At 66.4% G+C, this 15739-nt stretch carries 18 protein-coding genes; 11 read left to right on the top strand and 7 right to left on the bottom strand.

The features are described from left to right. The first annotated feature begins 125 nt into the window (after window positions 1-125). A complete protein-coding gene (locus ACIBH4_RS24300) occupies window positions 126-1376 on the top strand; it encodes an amidohydrolase family protein (RefSeq protein WP_362516442.1) in 1251 nt (416 codons plus the stop codon). A 536-nt stretch (window positions 1377-1912) separates the two neighbouring features. After that, window positions 1913-2302, top strand: a complete 390-nt coding sequence (locus ACIBH4_RS24295; protein ID WP_362516444.1) for a hypothetical protein — start codon at window positions 1913-1915, stop codon at window positions 2300-2302. Between the two features lie 250 nt (window positions 2303-2552). On the opposite strand, the gene ACIBH4_RS24290 is transcribed toward ACIBH4_RS24295, so the two are convergent. The 3 genes from ACIBH4_RS24290 to ACIBH4_RS24280 all read right to left on the bottom strand — a co-directional run bounded on the left by ACIBH4_RS24290 (window position 2553) and on the right by ACIBH4_RS24280 (window position 5449). Continuing rightward, a complete protein-coding gene (locus tag ACIBH4_RS24290) occupies window positions 2553-2897 on the bottom strand; it encodes an MmcQ/YjbR family DNA-binding protein (protein ID WP_350946020.1) in 345 nt (114 codons plus the stop codon). 55 nt (window positions 2898-2952) lie between these two features. Continuing rightward, window positions 2953-5028, bottom strand: a complete 2076-nt coding sequence (locus ACIBH4_RS24285; protein WP_362767841.1) for a phosphocholine-specific phospholipase C — start codon at window positions 5026-5028, stop codon at window positions 2953-2955. Between the two features lie 124 nt (window positions 5029-5152). Beyond that, the gene (locus tag ACIBH4_RS24280; protein WP_362516450.1) at window positions 5153-5449 is read right to left on the bottom strand and encodes a hypothetical protein; all 297 of its coding nucleotides are present in this window, start codon (window positions 5447-5449) and stop codon (window positions 5153-5155) included. A gap of 209 nt (window positions 5450-5658) precedes the next feature. On the opposite strand from ACIBH4_RS24280, the gene ACIBH4_RS24275 reads away from it, so the two are divergent. Together ACIBH4_RS24275 and ACIBH4_RS24270 are read left to right on the top strand one after the other, a co-directional pair. Continuing rightward, entirely contained in the window at window positions 5659-5967 is a 309-nt protein-coding gene (locus ACIBH4_RS24275) for a hypothetical protein (protein WP_362767838.1), read from the top strand. Between the two features lie 58 nt (window positions 5968-6025). After that, window positions 6026-8026, top strand: coding sequence for a hypothetical protein (locus ACIBH4_RS24270; protein ID WP_362516454.1), 2001 nt, complete (start codon window positions 6026-6028; stop codon window positions 8024-8026). A gap of 11 nt (window positions 8027-8037) precedes the next feature. Here ACIBH4_RS24270 and ACIBH4_RS24265 read toward each other — a convergent pair whose 3' ends face one another. Continuing rightward, window positions 8038-8514, bottom strand: a complete 477-nt coding sequence (locus ACIBH4_RS24265) for a hypothetical protein (protein ID WP_362516456.1) — start codon at window positions 8512-8514, stop codon at window positions 8038-8040. Between the two features lie 493 nt (window positions 8515-9007). On the opposite strand from ACIBH4_RS24265, the gene ACIBH4_RS24260 reads away from it, so the two are divergent. From ACIBH4_RS24260 to ACIBH4_RS24235, 6 genes are all read left to right on the top strand, one after another. Continuing rightward, a complete protein-coding gene (locus tag ACIBH4_RS24260) occupies window positions 9008-9835 on the top strand; it encodes a helix-turn-helix transcriptional regulator (protein ID WP_362516458.1) in 828 nt (275 codons plus the stop codon). Then, complete coding sequence (locus ACIBH4_RS24255) at window positions 9826-10026, top strand: DUF397 domain-containing protein (protein ID WP_362516460.1); 201 nt, start codon at window positions 9826-9828, stop codon at window positions 10024-10026. Before ACIBH4_RS24260 ends, ACIBH4_RS24255 begins: the two co-directional genes overlap by 10 nt. A 63-nt stretch (window positions 10027-10089) precedes the next feature. After that, a complete protein-coding gene (locus ACIBH4_RS24250) occupies window positions 10090-10296 on the top strand; it encodes a DUF397 domain-containing protein (protein WP_362516462.1) in 207 nt (68 codons plus the stop codon). 163 nt (window positions 10297-10459) lie between these two features. Then, a complete protein-coding gene (locus ACIBH4_RS24245; RefSeq protein ID WP_362767835.1) occupies window positions 10460-11119 on the top strand; it encodes a LysE family translocator in 660 nt (219 codons plus the stop codon). Window positions 11120-11209: 90 nt separating this feature from the next. After that, complete coding sequence (locus ACIBH4_RS24240) at window positions 11210-12151, top strand: MerR family transcriptional regulator (RefSeq protein WP_362767832.1); 942 nt, start codon at window positions 11210-11212, stop codon at window positions 12149-12151. Between the two features lie 118 nt (window positions 12152-12269). After that, a complete protein-coding gene (locus ACIBH4_RS24235; RefSeq protein WP_344747863.1) occupies window positions 12270-12626 on the top strand; it encodes a helix-turn-helix transcriptional regulator in 357 nt (118 codons plus the stop codon). A 44-nt stretch (window positions 12627-12670) separates the two neighbouring features. Here ACIBH4_RS24235 and ACIBH4_RS24230 read toward each other — a convergent pair whose 3' ends face one another. After that, window positions 12671-13918, bottom strand: a complete 1248-nt coding sequence (locus ACIBH4_RS24230) for an RNA-guided endonuclease InsQ/TnpB family protein (RefSeq protein ID WP_399172851.1) — start codon at window positions 13916-13918, stop codon at window positions 12671-12673. A 15-nt stretch (window positions 13919-13933) separates the two neighbouring features. Here ACIBH4_RS24230 and ACIBH4_RS24225 point away from each other — a divergent pair, with 15 nt between their 5' ends. Beyond that, on the top strand, window positions 13934-14104 hold the full coding sequence (locus ACIBH4_RS24225) for a hypothetical protein (RefSeq protein WP_362769195.1): 171 nt from the start codon (window positions 13934-13936) through the stop codon (window positions 14102-14104). A gap of 94 nt (window positions 14105-14198) precedes the next feature. Here ACIBH4_RS24225 and ACIBH4_RS24220 read toward each other — a convergent pair whose 3' ends face one another. Beyond that, complete coding sequence (locus tag ACIBH4_RS24220; RefSeq protein WP_344747864.1) at window positions 14199-14789, bottom strand: ATP-dependent Clp protease proteolytic subunit; 591 nt, start codon at window positions 14787-14789, stop codon at window positions 14199-14201. Next, window positions 14786-15412, bottom strand: a complete 627-nt coding sequence (locus ACIBH4_RS24215) for an ATP-dependent Clp protease proteolytic subunit (protein WP_362516474.1) — start codon at window positions 15410-15412, stop codon at window positions 14786-14788. The genes ACIBH4_RS24220 and ACIBH4_RS24215 overlap by 4 nt, the downstream gene beginning before the upstream one ends. Between the last annotated feature and the right edge of the window lie 327 nt (window positions 15413-15739).

Here is a 15739-nt window from a genome sequence, read left to right as displayed (position 1 = left end):
TGGACGATCTTCCATCTCTCGATGAGAACGTCGCCACCGCCCCTTTCGAACCACCACACTCGCAGGGCCCCGGCTTGGCAGATCTGGCCGTCACGCTCCTGCCGGTGTGCTTCTACCGTGCTGTCATGGACGCTCCGGACCTGCTCATCCACAACGCCACCCTGCGCGGCCGTCCCGGCAGGTGGTCGCTGGCCGCCACGGGCGGGCTCATCAGCCACGTCGCCGAGGACGATCCCGACCTGGCCCCGGCGACCGGCGTGACCCTCGACGCGGACGGCGCCCTGGTCACCGAGCCGTTCGTGGACGCGCACCTGCACCTGTGCAAGGTCCACACCCTCGACCGGGCCGGGTCCGCCGCGCTCTCGGAGTACACCGAGGGCGCGATGGGGGCCGCGATGGGCGCCATCGAGACGGCCGCCGCCGTCAAGACCGGTCAGACCGCGCGATCCGTCCTCGAACGCGCGAGGCCGGTGCTCCTGGAGTCCGTACGACACGGCGTCCGGGCGGTCCAGGCCTTCGCCGACATCGACCCCAAAGCGGGACTCACCGGCCTGGAGGCGCTGCTGGCGCTGCGCGAGGAGTTTCGCGGCGTGGTCGACGTGCGGGTGGTGGCGTTCCCGCAGGACGGCCTGCTCCGCGAACCCGGAACCGAGGAACTCGTCGTCGAGGCGGTACGGCTCGGCGCCGACGTGGTGGGCGGCATCCCCTGGATCGAGTGGACCGACGCCGACGCCGCCGAGCACGTGCGGCGCATGGTCGACCTCGCCCAGCGGCACGGCCTGCGCGTCGCCATGCTCGTCGACGACGCGGGAGACCCGGGACTGCGCACGGCCGAGATGCTGGCGCGGGAACTGCTGGCGCGCGACATGATCGGACGCGGCAGCGCCCAGCACGCCAGGGCGATGGCGCTCTACCCCGAGCCGTACCTGCGCCGCCTGGCCGGGCTGTGCCGCGCCGCGGGGCTCGGATTCGTGAGCGATCCGCACACCGGGCCGCTCCACCTGCCGGTCTTCCAGCTCGCCGACGCCGGCGTCCCGGTCGCCCTCGGCCAGGACGACATCGAGGACGCCTACTACCCGTTCGGGCGGCACAACCTCCTGGAGGTGGCCTTCCTCGCCGCCCACCTGCTCGACGCGCGCACCGACGACGCCCTGGAGCGGTTGTACGACATGGTGACCGTCGACGCCGCGCGGGTCGTCGGCCTGCCCGTCCACCGCCTGGAGGCCGGCGTCCCCGCCGATCTCGTCGTCCTCGAAGGACGAACCCTCCGCGAAGCCCTCACCAGGCACGCGCCACCCCGCCACGTTGTCGTCGCGGGCCGGATCGTCGCCTCCTCCACCCTGCGCACCTCCTTCGGATCCGGCGTTCCCCGCTGATCGCGTTCCTTCGTACCCGGCGTTTCCTCGGCGCCGGCGTTCCCCGTGAGGGACGCTCTTTCGAACCCGGCCTTCCCCGGACGCTCTTTCGGACTCGGCATTTCCGCTGGCGGATGCCCTTTCGAAGGCGGTGGTCTCCGACAACGGATACGGGAAACCGGTGCCCGAGCGCCATGGCGGCCCTGGCCGACGGAGGGCTCTCCCACGAAAAACAGGCGCTCGGACCAGGAAGATCTACTGAACCCTGGCGGTTCCGCCGCGGATGACATCCTGCCGGGGCGCGAGCCTTCCACCCGAACCGGTAGCCGAGCGTCACCGATCCCCCCTCCTCAGCTCCTTTCCGCTACCGCCAGGTAATCCGACCGCCCCAAGCCTTTGGGATTCGCCAGCAGACTCTCGCAACCTCAACCACTTACCGTGAAGGCAGGTTACGCATCGTGCCGGCGTCGCCCTCGACGTGGCACGGCGCTCCGCCGGCCCGGGCACCGCCCTGGGCTCGACCGATTCGACATCGATTCGATGTGGAGTGATCTGCCATGACCATGATCAGAAATGCCCTGGCGGCCGGAGCCGTGATGGCCTCCGCCCTCGTCGTCCCCGTGGCGATGCCGACCTCGTCCGCCGTCGCGGACACCGTGGCCGTGACCACCCCGGCCACCGCCACCTCCGCCCTGAAGCCCTGCCGTGAGCACAAGAACCCCGCAAGGTGCCGCGCCCGGCGCGAACACCGGCACGAGTACGGACGGAACTACCGGCACAAGCACCGACATGAGAACAGACGCGGGCACAAGCAGGACTACGGGCGTGAGCACGAAAGAAGCGAACGCGGACGCGAGCGTGTCGGCATCGGCGAGGGCGTCGGTATCGGCGGCGGTATCAGCGACAGCATCGGCGGTAGCGGCACCGGCCGCGGAATCAACAACTGACGGACGACCGACGGACGCCTGACGACGACCGGCCGACCGGCCGACCGGGCAGCGAACGAACGACGGAGACGGCCACCGGCGGCCGGGAGACCAAAGAAGCGTCACCGTGACCACGAGCCGCACGCTCACCTTCCCCTGAGACAACCTCCTGTCGGCCCCGCGTTCCGCATGTGCCACCGCCCGAACCGGATCGGATATGGCTTCTGACCGGCAACGATGCGGCACACGCGGAACGCGGGGCCGACCGGGGCTAGTGTGCGGCCTCGTGGGCGTCGACGAGCTTCTTGGGAGCCGTCAGGCACCACGCCTCGGTGACCAGCTCGAACAGCTCATCTGCGTCGATCTTCGCGAGGTGGACCACGACCCAGCCGAACTGGCCCGCGGTGAACTGGATCTCGAACACCTCCGGCCGCTCCGCCACCAGCGCGAGCTGCTCGGCGATCGTCGACTTGAGCCCCACGGTCTCCGTCTTCTCCCACAGGTAGCCGAAGCCCTTGCCCCGCACCTTCAGCGAGACCCACTCACCGCCGTCGCCCTGCTCGGTCTCCGGCAGCCGCTTCACCATCTCCAGGAATTCATCCACGCTCACACCCATGGCCCACGGTTTACCAGAGCACACCGACATTTCCCCCTGCCGCCCCCGGCGGCCGTCAGCCCGTGACACTCGGTTCGCCGTTCTCGATGTGTCCCATCAGGCGGCGGGCGAAGCCGGTGTCCCCGGCGACGGTGATCCACAGGTCGTACCACCCGGTCGCGGCCCGCCACGGCATCCGCGCGGCGCCCTGGGACGCGACCCGCAGCGTCCGCGCCGTCCCCCCGTAGGCGAGGGGCAGGATCGTCACGTCGGCGGGTCTGTTACCGGTGTTGACGATGGTGATCTCGATCGTCCGGGTGGCCGCGTCGATCACGCTGGACATCTCCACCCTGTCGTCGGTCCCACCCCGAAACTCCCTGCGGAAACCGTTCGGGCCGGTGAGAACGAGGGCGTAGGTGGGACAGGGGAAGTAGACCACCTCGCGAACCTGGCCGAGCACGTCGAAGTGCATGGGCCGGACGAGCTCCCCCATGTAGCCGTACAGCGCCAGGTGCGCGCTCTCCGTACCGGTGTTGCTCATCGTGATCTCGACGGCGCGACCGCCGGTGCGTGCCGAGGCGTCGGGCCGGTACGGCAGCGCGCGGGCGGGCCTGACGCCCGGTTCCGCGCACGGCATGCGCTGCTCGGCGGGGGCGTCGGGATACCAGCGGCCGGCCGCGACACCCTGGACGACCGGAGCGTCCCGGTCGGCCGAAATATCCCGAACAGTCGAGATGTCCTGATCGGTCAGAGCACCCCGGGCGAACGCGGTACCCTCCGGGACACTGATTTCCGGCGTCACCGGCGTGGACCACGCCTCCGGACGGGCGAAGTCGAAGGCGGAGGTGAGGTCTCCGGCGACGGTCCGCCGCCAGGCGCTGATGTCGGGGGCCTCGATACCGAGCCAGGTCTCCAGGAACCGGACCGTCGAGCTGTGGTCGAACGTCTGCGAACAGACATGGCCTCCCACGCTCCACGGTGATACGACGATCATCGGGACGCGCATGCCCAGCCCGATGGGCCGTCCTCCGACGAACTCCCCCGGGGTTCCATCCGGCGGGACGGGCGGGGGAACGTGGTCGAAGAAGCCGTCGTTCTCGTCGTAGGTGACGAAGACCGCGGTGCTCGCCCACACCTCCGGACTCGATGCCAGCGCGTCGAGAATCCGGTAGACGACCTTCCCGCTCTCCACCGCCGAGGAGCCCTCGGGGTGTTCGGAGTCGGCGAGCGAGGTCACGACGTACGAGACCGCCGGGAGGCGTCCCGCCGCCACGTCGGCGGCGAACCAGTCCCCCAGCCCGCCCGTCCGGGTGCGCCGCAACGCCCGGTCGTAGAGCGCCCGGTCGGCCGGATCCAGGCGTGCCACCTTCTCCTCAAGCTCGGCGAGCATCGGCGCGGGATCCTCGGACGCGCGCACCTTCTCGTAGAAGGAGTGCATGCTGCTCTGCCCGAGTTTCGCCATGACCGCCTTGAACGTGGCGAAGAACTCAAAGTTGTTGCACTGGTAGTTGTCCCACTCCTGGTAGACCTGCCAGGAGTGCCCGGCCTGGGTCAGCAGTTCGGGCACCGTGGTCCACGTGTAGCCCGGGTGCCTGTCCTCCTCACAGGCGCCGTTGTCGACGGCCCGCTGCTCGGTGCCCGGCTCGTAACCCGTGTGGCCGGAGACGTGGTAGTTGCGGTTCGGCGTCGTGGAACTCAGCACCGAGCAGTGGTAGGCGTCGCAGATCGTGAACGCGTCCGCCAGCTCGTAGTGGAACGGAAGATCCCCGCGGTCGTAGTAGGCCATGGTGGACGGCCCCTTGTTGGGCACCCAGGCGTCGTTCCAGCCCATCGCCCACGCGTTCTGCGTACCGAGCCAGGTGTGGTCGTGGGTGTCGAGCAGCATCGGGTCGGCTCCCGCGCGCTCGGCCGCCTCCCGTAGGGAGAAGGGCAGGATCCCGTCCTGCTCGAAGATCGGACGAAGAGCCCGGGCGGACACCGCGTTACGGTCCCCGTAGCCGCGCACCCCGCGCATCCGGCCGAAGTAGTGGTCGAACGACCGGTTCTCCTGCATGACGAAGACGACGTGCTTGAGGTCGGAGAGCCCTCCGGGAGGGGCGGGCCGCGCCAGCAGGCGCACGAGGGAGGGGGGAAGTGCGGACGGTGCCGACATTGACGCATTCCTTTAACGGCATTTCAGGCAAGCCTCAACCTAACCCACCCTCGGGGTGCGACCGGTGCGGCGGCGGGAACGCGGTGTGAACGGAGAGCGCGGCCGTCGGAACAGCAGCATGAGATCAACGGTCCGGCCGCTGTAGCCGCTGGATCTGGAGACGCAGCTCTCGTTCGCGGTTCAGGTGCCGTTGCTCACGGCGTATCTCCGACTCCTCGGCGGCCTGCTCGTCCCAGCGCGTCCGAATCGCCTGGATGTGGCGCAGGGTGACGTGAGACAACCACATGACGCCGATCGCGATCGCCATGAGCATGGTCACGTGACCGGCGAGGAACAGCACGAAACCGGCGAAGAAACACATCCAGTACGCGGCCTTGACCGTGATTTCTATCGCGTCAATGTGCTTTTCGAACAGCGTCATCCGTTACTCCGGTGGTGTTTGGTGGAGTAGTCGTTGCAGCGTGAGAGAAATGACCGAAATACCAGTTCCGTCCGCTCACGCGACCTTGGATCCATCGGCGAAAGCGCGATGCCGACCGGGGTACGGGACTTGCCGACTTAGACGATCAATACCTACTCTGGTATGCGAATTTTTCTTCATCACGGGGTCGCGAAAAGGACGGGGGTGGCGTGGCCGAGCGGATGGTGCCCAGTCCACGGTACGAACGGCTGAGACAATTGCTCATCGAGGCCGAAGACAGGGCTCACGAGGTGCGGCAGGCATACCAGCGCGCCTCCTCGGCGATGCGGTCGGGACAGGTGTGGACGGGGCCGACGGCCACCACCTGGACCAACGAGCTGGAAGAGCGGCGCCGATCCCTCGGGCGGCTCGCCCAGCGCGTGGTGGACGCGGTCGAGGAGGAGCTGCGCCGCTCTCCCCCGCTGGTGACCGAGACCGAGGCGGACGCCATGCGCAGGGAGATGGCCGGACGCATGTGACCGTCACGACCATGAGCCGGACGTACGTGACCGTCACGACCACGAGGGGGAACGTTCCATGACACCGACCGCCGAGTTCTGCGGCATCGACCCCGACCAGATGGGGCAGCTCGCCACCTCCCTGCGCGGCGAGGCCGACCGGCTGACCACGTTCACCAGGGAGTTCGAGCAAAAACTCGGCCGGTACGGGATCAGCACCCCCGCGCTGCGGGAGATCGCCGACATCGCCGAATGGGCCGGGAAGCAGGTCTCCATGCTCCACGGCCGGATCGACCTGATCAAAACCCTGGGCAACGGCGCCCCCGAGCTGGGCGGCGCGGGTGGCACGGGTGGCGCAGCCTCGATGACGGCGGGCGGCCAAGGGCTCATCCGACTCCCCGACGAGCTGAAGGACTTCGAGCTCGCCCAAGGGCTGGCCAGGATGTACGGCGAGGACATCCTCGTGAACTTCCACGGCGAGTCGCAGGCCAAGCTCATCCACGAGCACATCGACGACGTCGCCAAACTCGCAGAAAGCCCCCAAGCCGCCGCCGCCTTCTTCGCCCTGCTCTCCCCCAAGGTCCGCGACAGCCTGCCCAATCTCATCGCGGTCACCGGCAGCAAGACCGCCAAGCAAGACCTCGCCGCCTTCAGCAAGGCCCTCGGCGCGGCCCTGCGGGCCCCCGCCCTTGTCCCTGCCTTCTCCAAGGTCAGAGAAGACCTGGTGAAACCGACCGACAGCAAGGCCGCCGCCTGGAACCGGCTCGCACTGCTCAGCGGCGCCAACGCCCCCTCCTCCGTCCGCAGCGCGGCGGCCCGCGCGCTCGTCCTGGACGAGTTCGCGAAGAAGCCCCGGCAGGACTGGCGTGCCGGCGGGCCCGCCGAGACGAAGGCGTACGGCCTTCCCGACGACCTGGTCGCCATGGGCTTGGAGGTGCTCGACGGAGACGGTGTCGCCGTACGGGACGCCTTCGCCAAGATGGGCGGGGCCGACGTCAAGCTCAGCCAGGTCGACAAGATGAAACTGTTCCTCGACCGCGCCAAGACCACGGGCACCGGAGACGAGGTGGCCGACGCCTTCGGCCGGGCGATGGAAGCGGGCACCGAGGCCAAGACAGAGAAAGCCGGTCAGCACAGCCCGGAGGCCGCCGCCTTCGCCTTGGACGCGATAACGGTCGCCGGTTCCTTCGGCAGCGACCTGCCCAGGGGCGCCTGGGACTCCATGAGCGTGATCGCGAAGTCCTACATCCACGAACTCGCCTCGGGCGCCCGCTTCGACAAGGCCGTCTACCGCGACTCCGGAATGGGAGTCCCGGAGAACTGGGCTCACCTTCCTCCCGTAACCCCAGGGTTCTACCTCAGTCCGGGCGACACCTTTCGCTTCCTGAAGACCTTCGTCGGAGACAAACGGCTCACCGACGACTTCGACGCGACGGCGGCCCAGTTCCGTCACGATGCGCTGACGGCAGCAGCTCGTCTGGATGCGAAAGCAGACCAGAAATATTTCGAACAAACCGCAAGAATGTTCGGCGACCTGGCCGGGTTGGAGTTCAAGGCGACTCTGGATGTGCGCGGAGAGCAGGACGCCCTCAACGATGTGATCGTTGACATCGTCAAAAACACCGCTTCTTTCGCGGTCGGCGGCATTTCCCCTGCAAGCAGAGGGGCAATAGCGTTGTGGGAGTTCTCCAAAACATACGTTATCAGCTACGGCCTTGATGAAGTGGTTGACAGGATCGAGACACAGGTAGAGCAAGCCACCGGAGCCCGAGAGGACTTTATTCTTCGCCTGAAATACGATACGGCTCGACTCCTTTACGATGCCGGCTATCCAGCCAGTGATCCCCCTGCTGAAATCATCAGCAAAAGCACTGGAAGCCTTAAGACATATGACGAATTTGTGGCCGAAGCGAAGCGAGAAGCCGGAGACGGCGAAAAATGGGATCAGGTTTTACAGGAAAAGCTGACGCCCTACGAACGCTGGATGGACAGCAACAAAAATTTCGACTATAAGGCCGAAAGTGCTGCGACCAACCAAGCCAACGAGCGCCCCAAGGGAGAGATAGGGGTATGGGAGTAAGCTAAAGTTAATTAGCGTGACAAGCAGGCGGTCACCGCACGCAACCGCCAAGTGGGAGCATCAGGGGTCACGAATACGCTTACCTTGATTTCCGAATCTTTCTTCGTTCCATAAATGAATCGCCCCTCCTCGACATCCGCCTGACTGAGGTCATACTCCAGCTCGTATCCAAGAACCCTTGAAAGCGTGCTCTCCATCAACCCTTGAGCCAAGTCAAGATGACTATCCACATCAGGGGTTGCGCGCTCGTAGTCGGCTGTAGCTCGCAACACTCGCTTGAACTTGCCCTTGGCGCAAGGAATGTCCTTGTCTGGGCGCTGCAAAATGCGCAGTTTACTAAGTGGGTTCTTGAAGATGCCGTCAGCCTCCAGGAGTCGCGCGTCCTTCTGTAGCTCTGCTGCCGCATCCTTCAGAGAAGGATCGGAGGCACACCCTGAGGCCGCCATCGTCAGCGTCAAACCGATGGCGAGTAACCGGGTGAAGCGCATTCAGGACCTCCGGGGAGAGTGGGCGCCGGGACGTACTAATCTTTACCCACTCAGCCCACCTTCGCCACACCCTTCCCATACTCGTTCGTCAACCATGGGGAGTTTCCAGGTCACACCGACCGCTGTCATCAACCAGGACAGAGGAATACCCTCACGGTCCAGAGCAGTGAGCCACGCGGTCGACTGCTCGCTCGTCGCCATGCCTTCACCTTTCGAATGCTTTCCGACGCTCGCGGCAGGAGACCAAAAGAGGACTATCTCATTCATCTCCGACCCGATTCACCTCCGACCGAGAAAGCATTTTACCAGTTTCTTGTCAACGCTTTCACGAAGAGGATTACTGTGCCTAGAATGCCTTATCGGTAGTCGACCGACTACCGGATCGGCAATCCAGGCTAGAGCGGATGATGACAGCCGTTGGTCTACCTGGATTGGAGTCAATCCGCCAGCTGACCATTAAGTCCATTTTTTTTCTAATTCGGGAGGAAATGCAATGGATGTGGCGCCATCTCTCGATCCTGGATCTCCCCGCGTGCAGTTCGGTGCCGAGATGCGCCGACTGCGGGAGGAAGCTCAGCTCTCGCAGTCCTCCGTGGCCTCCCGACTGGGGTGTACGCAGACCCAGGTCAGTAGACTGGAGAGTGCCAACCGCACACCTTCGAAGTCCGACGCCGAAAGGCTGGATCGACTCTTCAAAACGGCCGATGGCAACGCCTTCACCCGGCTCCGTCAGCGCATCCTGGCCCAACCTGGCGGCCCGGTCTGGTTCCAGAGCTGGGTCGAGGAGATCGAGCCCACTGCGCTCGTTCTGCGATCCTGGGACCCCCTCCTCATCCCAGGTCTTCTCCAGACGGAGTCTTATGCCCGGCATATCTTCAGCCAGGAGCCTCAGACAACCTCACAGGAGATTGAGGAACGAGTCAAAAATCGTATAGAGCGACAGAAAATTCTCGATCGAGACATTCCTTTCTCGCTCCTCATCCTTATCGACGTAGGTGTGCTACACCGCAAGGTCGGCGGAGCCAAGGTGATGCACGAACAGCTCGGCCATCTGCTGGAGCTCACCCAGAGGCCGACCATCTCTATCCAGATCGTCAGCCCGGAATGCCTTACCGGACTTATGGGCGCATTCATGATCGCCGAGCTTCCCCACGAGAAGCCAGATGCCGTCCACCTGGACTCGTCAGACGCAGGACATGTCACGACTGATCGTGATTCCGTGACGGCAATTTGGAAGCGCTATGAGAAGATCCGCCTCTGGGCCTATCCTGAGAGCGTGTCTCTCAAAATGATCGAGGAAGTGAGGCAGGAATGGACCTAAGTGACGCAGTGTGGCGGAAGTCATCGCGCTCTGGCGGAAATGGCGGCCAGTGTGTTGAGGTGGCCGCCAACCTGCCCGGAGTGATCGCGCTCCGCGACAGCAAGAACCCCGACGGCCCCAAACTGCTCTTCACCCCCACCGCGTGGGACACCTTCGTCCGCCGTATCAAGACCGGTGACTTCGACCACTAGCTCCGCCACAGTCAAGGACCATCGGCACGCACCCCTCAAGAAGATCGAGGAAGTGAAGCGGGAATGGACCTAAGTAACGCAGTATGGCGAAAATCATCGCGCTCCTCAGACAACGGCGGCCAGTGTGTTGAGGTGGCTAACAACTTGTCCGGAGTGGTCGCCGTTCGCGACAGCAAGAACCCCGACAGCCCCAAGCTGCTCTTCACCCCCACCCAGTGGAAAAGGTTCGTCGGCGGCGTCAAGACCGGCGAGTTCGACTCTCTGACCTGAGCTTTCACCCCTTCGACGCGATGCTCATCCGCCCTGGTCAGAGCCCGGCAGCGCGCCCGCGTTGCCGGGCCTTACGTCGTGCTTGCCGAACCCTCAGCACCGGACTTCGAAAACCCAGCCTCACCCGGAAAAGAGTTGAGCCGAAGAGACGGAAGCGAGCACGATGAACCTCATGGACCTCGTCGCCTCCCTGCCCGCCTTCGTCGTCGCCGTCGTGCTGATCTCGGCGTCGCCTGGTCCCGCGATGGCGTTGATCCTGCGGCGGGCCGCGCTGCACGGTTTCCGGGGAGCGGTGCCGACGGTGCTGGGCCTGGAGGCCGGTCTGTACGCCTGGGCGCTGTTCGCCGCGGCCGGTCTCGCCGCCCTGGTGGCCGCTTCCGAGGTGGCCTTCCTCGTTCTCCGGGTGATCGGTGCGGGTTTCCTGCTCTATCTCGGGCTGAAGGCGTGGCGCACCGCGTGGCGGATCAGGAAGGCCGAGCCGGCGCGGGAGGCGACAGAGGACACCTCGCCCAGCCTGAGGCAGAGCTGGTGGAGGGCCTTCGGTGAGGGTGCCCTCGTGATGCTCGCCAATCCGAAGGCCGCGGCCTTCATGATCGCTTTTTATCCCCAGTTCGTACCGGCCGACCAGCCGCTGTTCTCCACCACCGCGCTCCTCGCGCTCCTGCAGGTGGCCGTCGAGATCGTGCTGTACCTCGCCTTGGCTGCGGTGGTGGGACGCGCGGGCGCGTGGTTCCGCAGGCCCGTGATCCGTCGCCGCCTGGAGGCCGTCAGCGGCACCGTTCTCATCGTCCTTGGCCTGCGCATGGCCGCCGCGACCCGCTGACGCCGCGCGGGCGAACGGGCTCACACCTCCCGCTCACACCTCCTTGGAGCCGCTTGCATCTCCCCCGGGGGGAGGCGCGAGGGTGGAGGCATGAACGGCGACACGCTCTACTCGATCGGTGATCTGGCCCGGCGGACCGGGCTCACGGTCAAGACCGTTCGGTTCTACTCCGACCGCGGGATCGTGCCGCCGACCGGTCGCAGCCCGGCCGGTCACCGCCTCTACGGCATCGACGCCGTCGCACGCCTGGACCTCGTACGGACGCTGCGCGACCTGGGAGTGGACCTTTCCACGATCCGCAGGCTCGTGGAAGGGGAGATCTCGCTTTCCGAGGTGGCCGCGGCGCACGCCGAGGCACTCACGGTTCAGATCCGGACGCTACGCCTGCGGCGCGCGGTGCTGACGGCGGTGACCAGGCGCGGGTCCACCCATGAGGAGATGGATCTCATGCACAAGCTGGCCAAGCTCTCCGAGGACGAACGCCGACGCCTGATCGGCGACTTCCTCGACACCGCCTTCGGCGGCCTGGACGCCAACCCCGAATTCGCGGGGATCAGGCGCTCGATGACCCCCGAACTGCCCGACGATCCCGCACCCGAGCAGGTCGAGGCCTGGGTGGAGCTGGCCGAGCTGTCCCAGGACCCGGAGTTTCGCGGCGCCATGCGACGCCTGGCCGAACAGCACGCGGCCGAGCGCGCCCGGGGCGACGCCACCGGCCCACCGCGCCGCGATCCCGTCGCGATGGTCCGTGACCAGGCGAGCCCCAGCCTGGCGGCCGGCATCGCTCCGGACTCGTCCCGGAGTGACCCGGTCGTCGCGGCTGTCACGGCCCGATACGCGAACATCGTCGGCCGCCCCGACGACGCCGACCTCCGGCGCCGGTTGCTGGTCCGACTGGAGAGCGCGAACGACCCCCGCAGGGACACGTACCTCCGACTGCTCGCGGTGATCAACGGCTGGCCGGCCCCGGAGAGCCTGACGCCGGCGCTCGACTGGTTCGTCCAGGCCCTGCGCACCCGGACATCGGCGTAGCGAGCCGTTCGAGGTGCGATCCTCACCGCCCCCGAAGGCCCGGACAGAGGAGGCGAGGACGGTTTCGCTCTGCGCGAAGGCGGCGGGACTCGAACGCACCGCCTACCTATGGTGAGGTATGGCCTCCTCTGTCCCGCCGCTGCGTCCGGCGATCGATCGGACCGCCCCCAAGCCGTCTCCGGTTCGCGAGCCCCTGTGGCGGCACGTGCTCGGTGACTGTCTCAGAGATCTTCGTCACGAGCGGGGCGAGAAGCTGAGCGAGACGGCGCGTCGCGCCGGCGTCTCGCCGCAGTATCTCTCGGAGATGGAACGAGGCCGCAAGGAGCCGTCGAGCGAGATGATCGCCGCGGTCGCGGGCGCGCTGGATGTCACCCTGGTCGATCTGACCCTCGCCGTCGCCGAGAGCCTGCGGTCCGCTCAGAACAGCACGTCGAGAGGCGCTACCTGCTCGGCGGCGTACGCCCTGGCCGCTTGACGCGCTCCCCGGCCTGAAGGGCCGGGGATTCAGTCCGTGCCGCGTCATGCGGCACCTCTGTGGCTACCTGCTTCATCGGCGTCGGCCACCGCGAGCGGTGGTCTTACGTCACCTCCACAGGCGTTTAACGTCTCCGCCTCCCGCCGCCTGTCGGCGGCGGGTTTCCGTCCAGCGGCGACGGACCGTCGGCCCTCGGCCAGGATGTTGCGTGCGGCGTTGACGTCACGGTCATGGACCGCCCCGCACGGGCACGCCCACTCCCGGACGCCCAGAGGCAGGGCGCTGACCACGGTCGCACACTGCGAGCACCGCTTGGAGGAGGGGAACCACCGGCCGACCTTGGCGAAGGTCCGCCCGTACCGCTTCGCCTTGTACTCCAGCATGGCCACGAACTGCGACCAGCCCGCATCATGGACGCTCTTGGCCAGCCGGGTGCGCGCCAGTCCCTTGACCGACAGGTCCTCCACGTAGATCGCTTGGTTGTCACCGATCAACTGGGTGGAGAGCTTGTGGGCGAAGTCCCGGCGCGCATCAGCCACCCGGGCATGCGCGCGGGCGACCTTGACAACGGCCTTGGCGCGGTTGGCCGACCCCTTCACCGTACGACTCAGGGCCTTTTGCGCCTTACGGAGCCTCTTGGCCGCCCGGCGCAGGAGACGCGGGTTGTCGATCTTCCGGCCGTCCGACAACACCGCGAAATGCGTGAGACCCAAATCCACGCCGACCTCGGACGTCGTCTCGGGCAGCGGCTCATCACCGGTCTCGACCGCGAACGAGGCGAAGTACCGCCCGGCCGCATCCTTGATCACCGTCACCGTCACCGACGACGGCTCGGCGGGCAGCGGGCGCGACCAGCGCACCACCACCTCACCGATCTTCGGCAGGCGCAACCTCCCGCCCGCCGTGACGGCGAACCGGGCGTTGCCGGTGAACCGGATCGCCTGACGGGCATCCTTACGCGACCGGAACCGAGGCGGGCCGACCTTCGGCCCCTGGCGCTTACCGGTGATCGAGGCGAAGAAGTTGCGGTAGGCAGCGTTCAGGTCGGCCAAAGCCTGCTGCAACACCACCGCCGACACCTCACCCAGCCACACCCGCTCCGCCGTCGCCTTCGCGACACTCAGACGCCGGGACAACTCCGTATCCGAGACGTACGGCAAACCGTTCTCACGGGCTTCCTGCCGCAGGCGCAGCCCGTCGTTGAACACCACCCGCGCACACCCGAACGCCCGCGCCAGCGCCTGACACTGAACGGCGTCCGGATAGAGCCGATACCGGTAACGAAGCTGCACGATGGCGATGGTCGCATGACGAAACGCCTGAGCGCTCGACAACTCCGCGAGAACCTGGGGCACCGGATCGATGTCACCCCCTTCGCCGACGAACCCACGCACGGGGAGCCCCGCGCCGCCCGGGTGTCCTGCACTTGGTGGGCCGAGCGGCAGGACCAGGAAGGTCAGGGCACGCTCGCGCCCTAAAGGGCACTCCCGCGCGGGCCTTCCCCTCCCGGCCTGAAGGCCGGAGCACTGGCCCTCATTTCGGTAGCGTGGCCTGCCGGGATCATCCACGAGCCTACGAACGCTCCTCGATGATCTCGTCGAGGAGTCCGTACTCCAGGGCCGCTCTCGCGGTGAACACGCGATCGTGATCGGTGTCGGCGCGCAGGGTCTCGACAGTCTGACCCGTGTGCCGTGACAGTATGCGCTCGATGTCCGCCCGGACACGTACGACCTCGTCGGCCTGCAGGATGAGGTCGGGGATCGTTCCGCGCCCCTGAGCAGCCGGTTGGTGCAGGACCACTCGTGCGTGCGGGAGAGCGGCGCGTTTCCCCTCGGCGCCCGCGGCGAGAAGGACGGCCCCCACCGCGATGGCCTGTCCGACGCAGGTTGTCTCAACCCGCGGACGGATATAGCGCATGGTGTCGTATATCGCGAGCATCGCGCTCGGATCCCCGCCCTCACAGTTGATATAGAACTGTATGACGCCATCGGGATTGTCCGACTCCAGGAAAATAAGCTGTGCGACGAGCGCGTTCGCGACGCCCGCGTCGATCGCGGTTCCCAGATAGACGATTCGCTCGGTGAGAAGATGCGAGTAGACATCCATGATCCGCTCGCCACGAGGATTCCGGGCGATGACATTGGGGATCGTGTAAGTGGTCACTGGCCTGCTCCTTCGGTGACGCCGAATCCGAGCCGCGGGCGGTCGGGGGGCGCGATCTCGTTGAAGCTCTGGACGATCGCGTCGATGAAGCCGTAGTCCAGTGCCTCCTGTGCCGTGTACCAGCGATCGTGCAGGGAATCCTCGAATATGCGCTCCACGGGCTGCCCTGTGTCCTCGGCGATGAGAGCGAGCACCGTGTCGCGAGTATGCCGGAGGTCGTCGGCCTGCAACTCGATGTCGACCGCGGTGCCGCCGATCCCGGCCGAGCCCTGGTGCATCAGGACACGCGCGTGCGGCAGGGCGCGGCGCTTGCCCCGGGCCCCCGATGACAACAGGAACTGCCCGGCGCTGTAGGCGATGCCCAGCACGAGGGTCGACACGTCACAGGGAATGAGCCGAATGACGTCGCGGATCGCGAGCATCGACGGAACCGAGCCGCCCGGAGAATGAATCCACAATGCGATATCGGTCGACGCGTCCTGCGTGGCAAGTGCTATCAATTGCGTGGCGAGCAACGTCCCGTTGTCATCGTTGAGAGGACCGTCGAGAACGAGAACACGCCGTTCGTAAAGCTGATTTCTCACCCGCGCGTTGAACAGTGGAAGTTTCGATTCTTCAGCCATGCGTCCATGATGTGGGGCAGTCCGGATCGGCGTCGACGCGATCTGCCTGGGGCAGATCTGCTCTGAGCAGAGGAAACCCGATTTCCGGCCCGGTTCACAGCACCTTCGCGGTGCCTTCCCGGTGGCGCGTCACGCAACCTTGGTGGGATAACTGGTCCATGGGCGGATCGGGGAGCCGGCCGCGAAGCTGACCTTGGGCTGAGCGGGCAACGGCCACGGTGCCGGCGCGGAAGACGCCACGTGGCTGTGTCCATCGGAGTCCGGGAGCGGCGACGCCGCTCGGTCCAGTAGTCGGTCAGGACCGGGTCGTCGGGGGACGCCCGCCCT

This window comes from Streptosporangium sp. NPDC050284, from assembly GCF_044459525.1.
GTDB lineage: Bacteria > Actinomycetota > Actinomycetes > Streptosporangiales > Streptosporangiaceae > Streptosporangium.
Note: the sequence above shows the minus strand (reverse complement) of the source record. Positions and strands in the feature narration are given on the sequence as shown.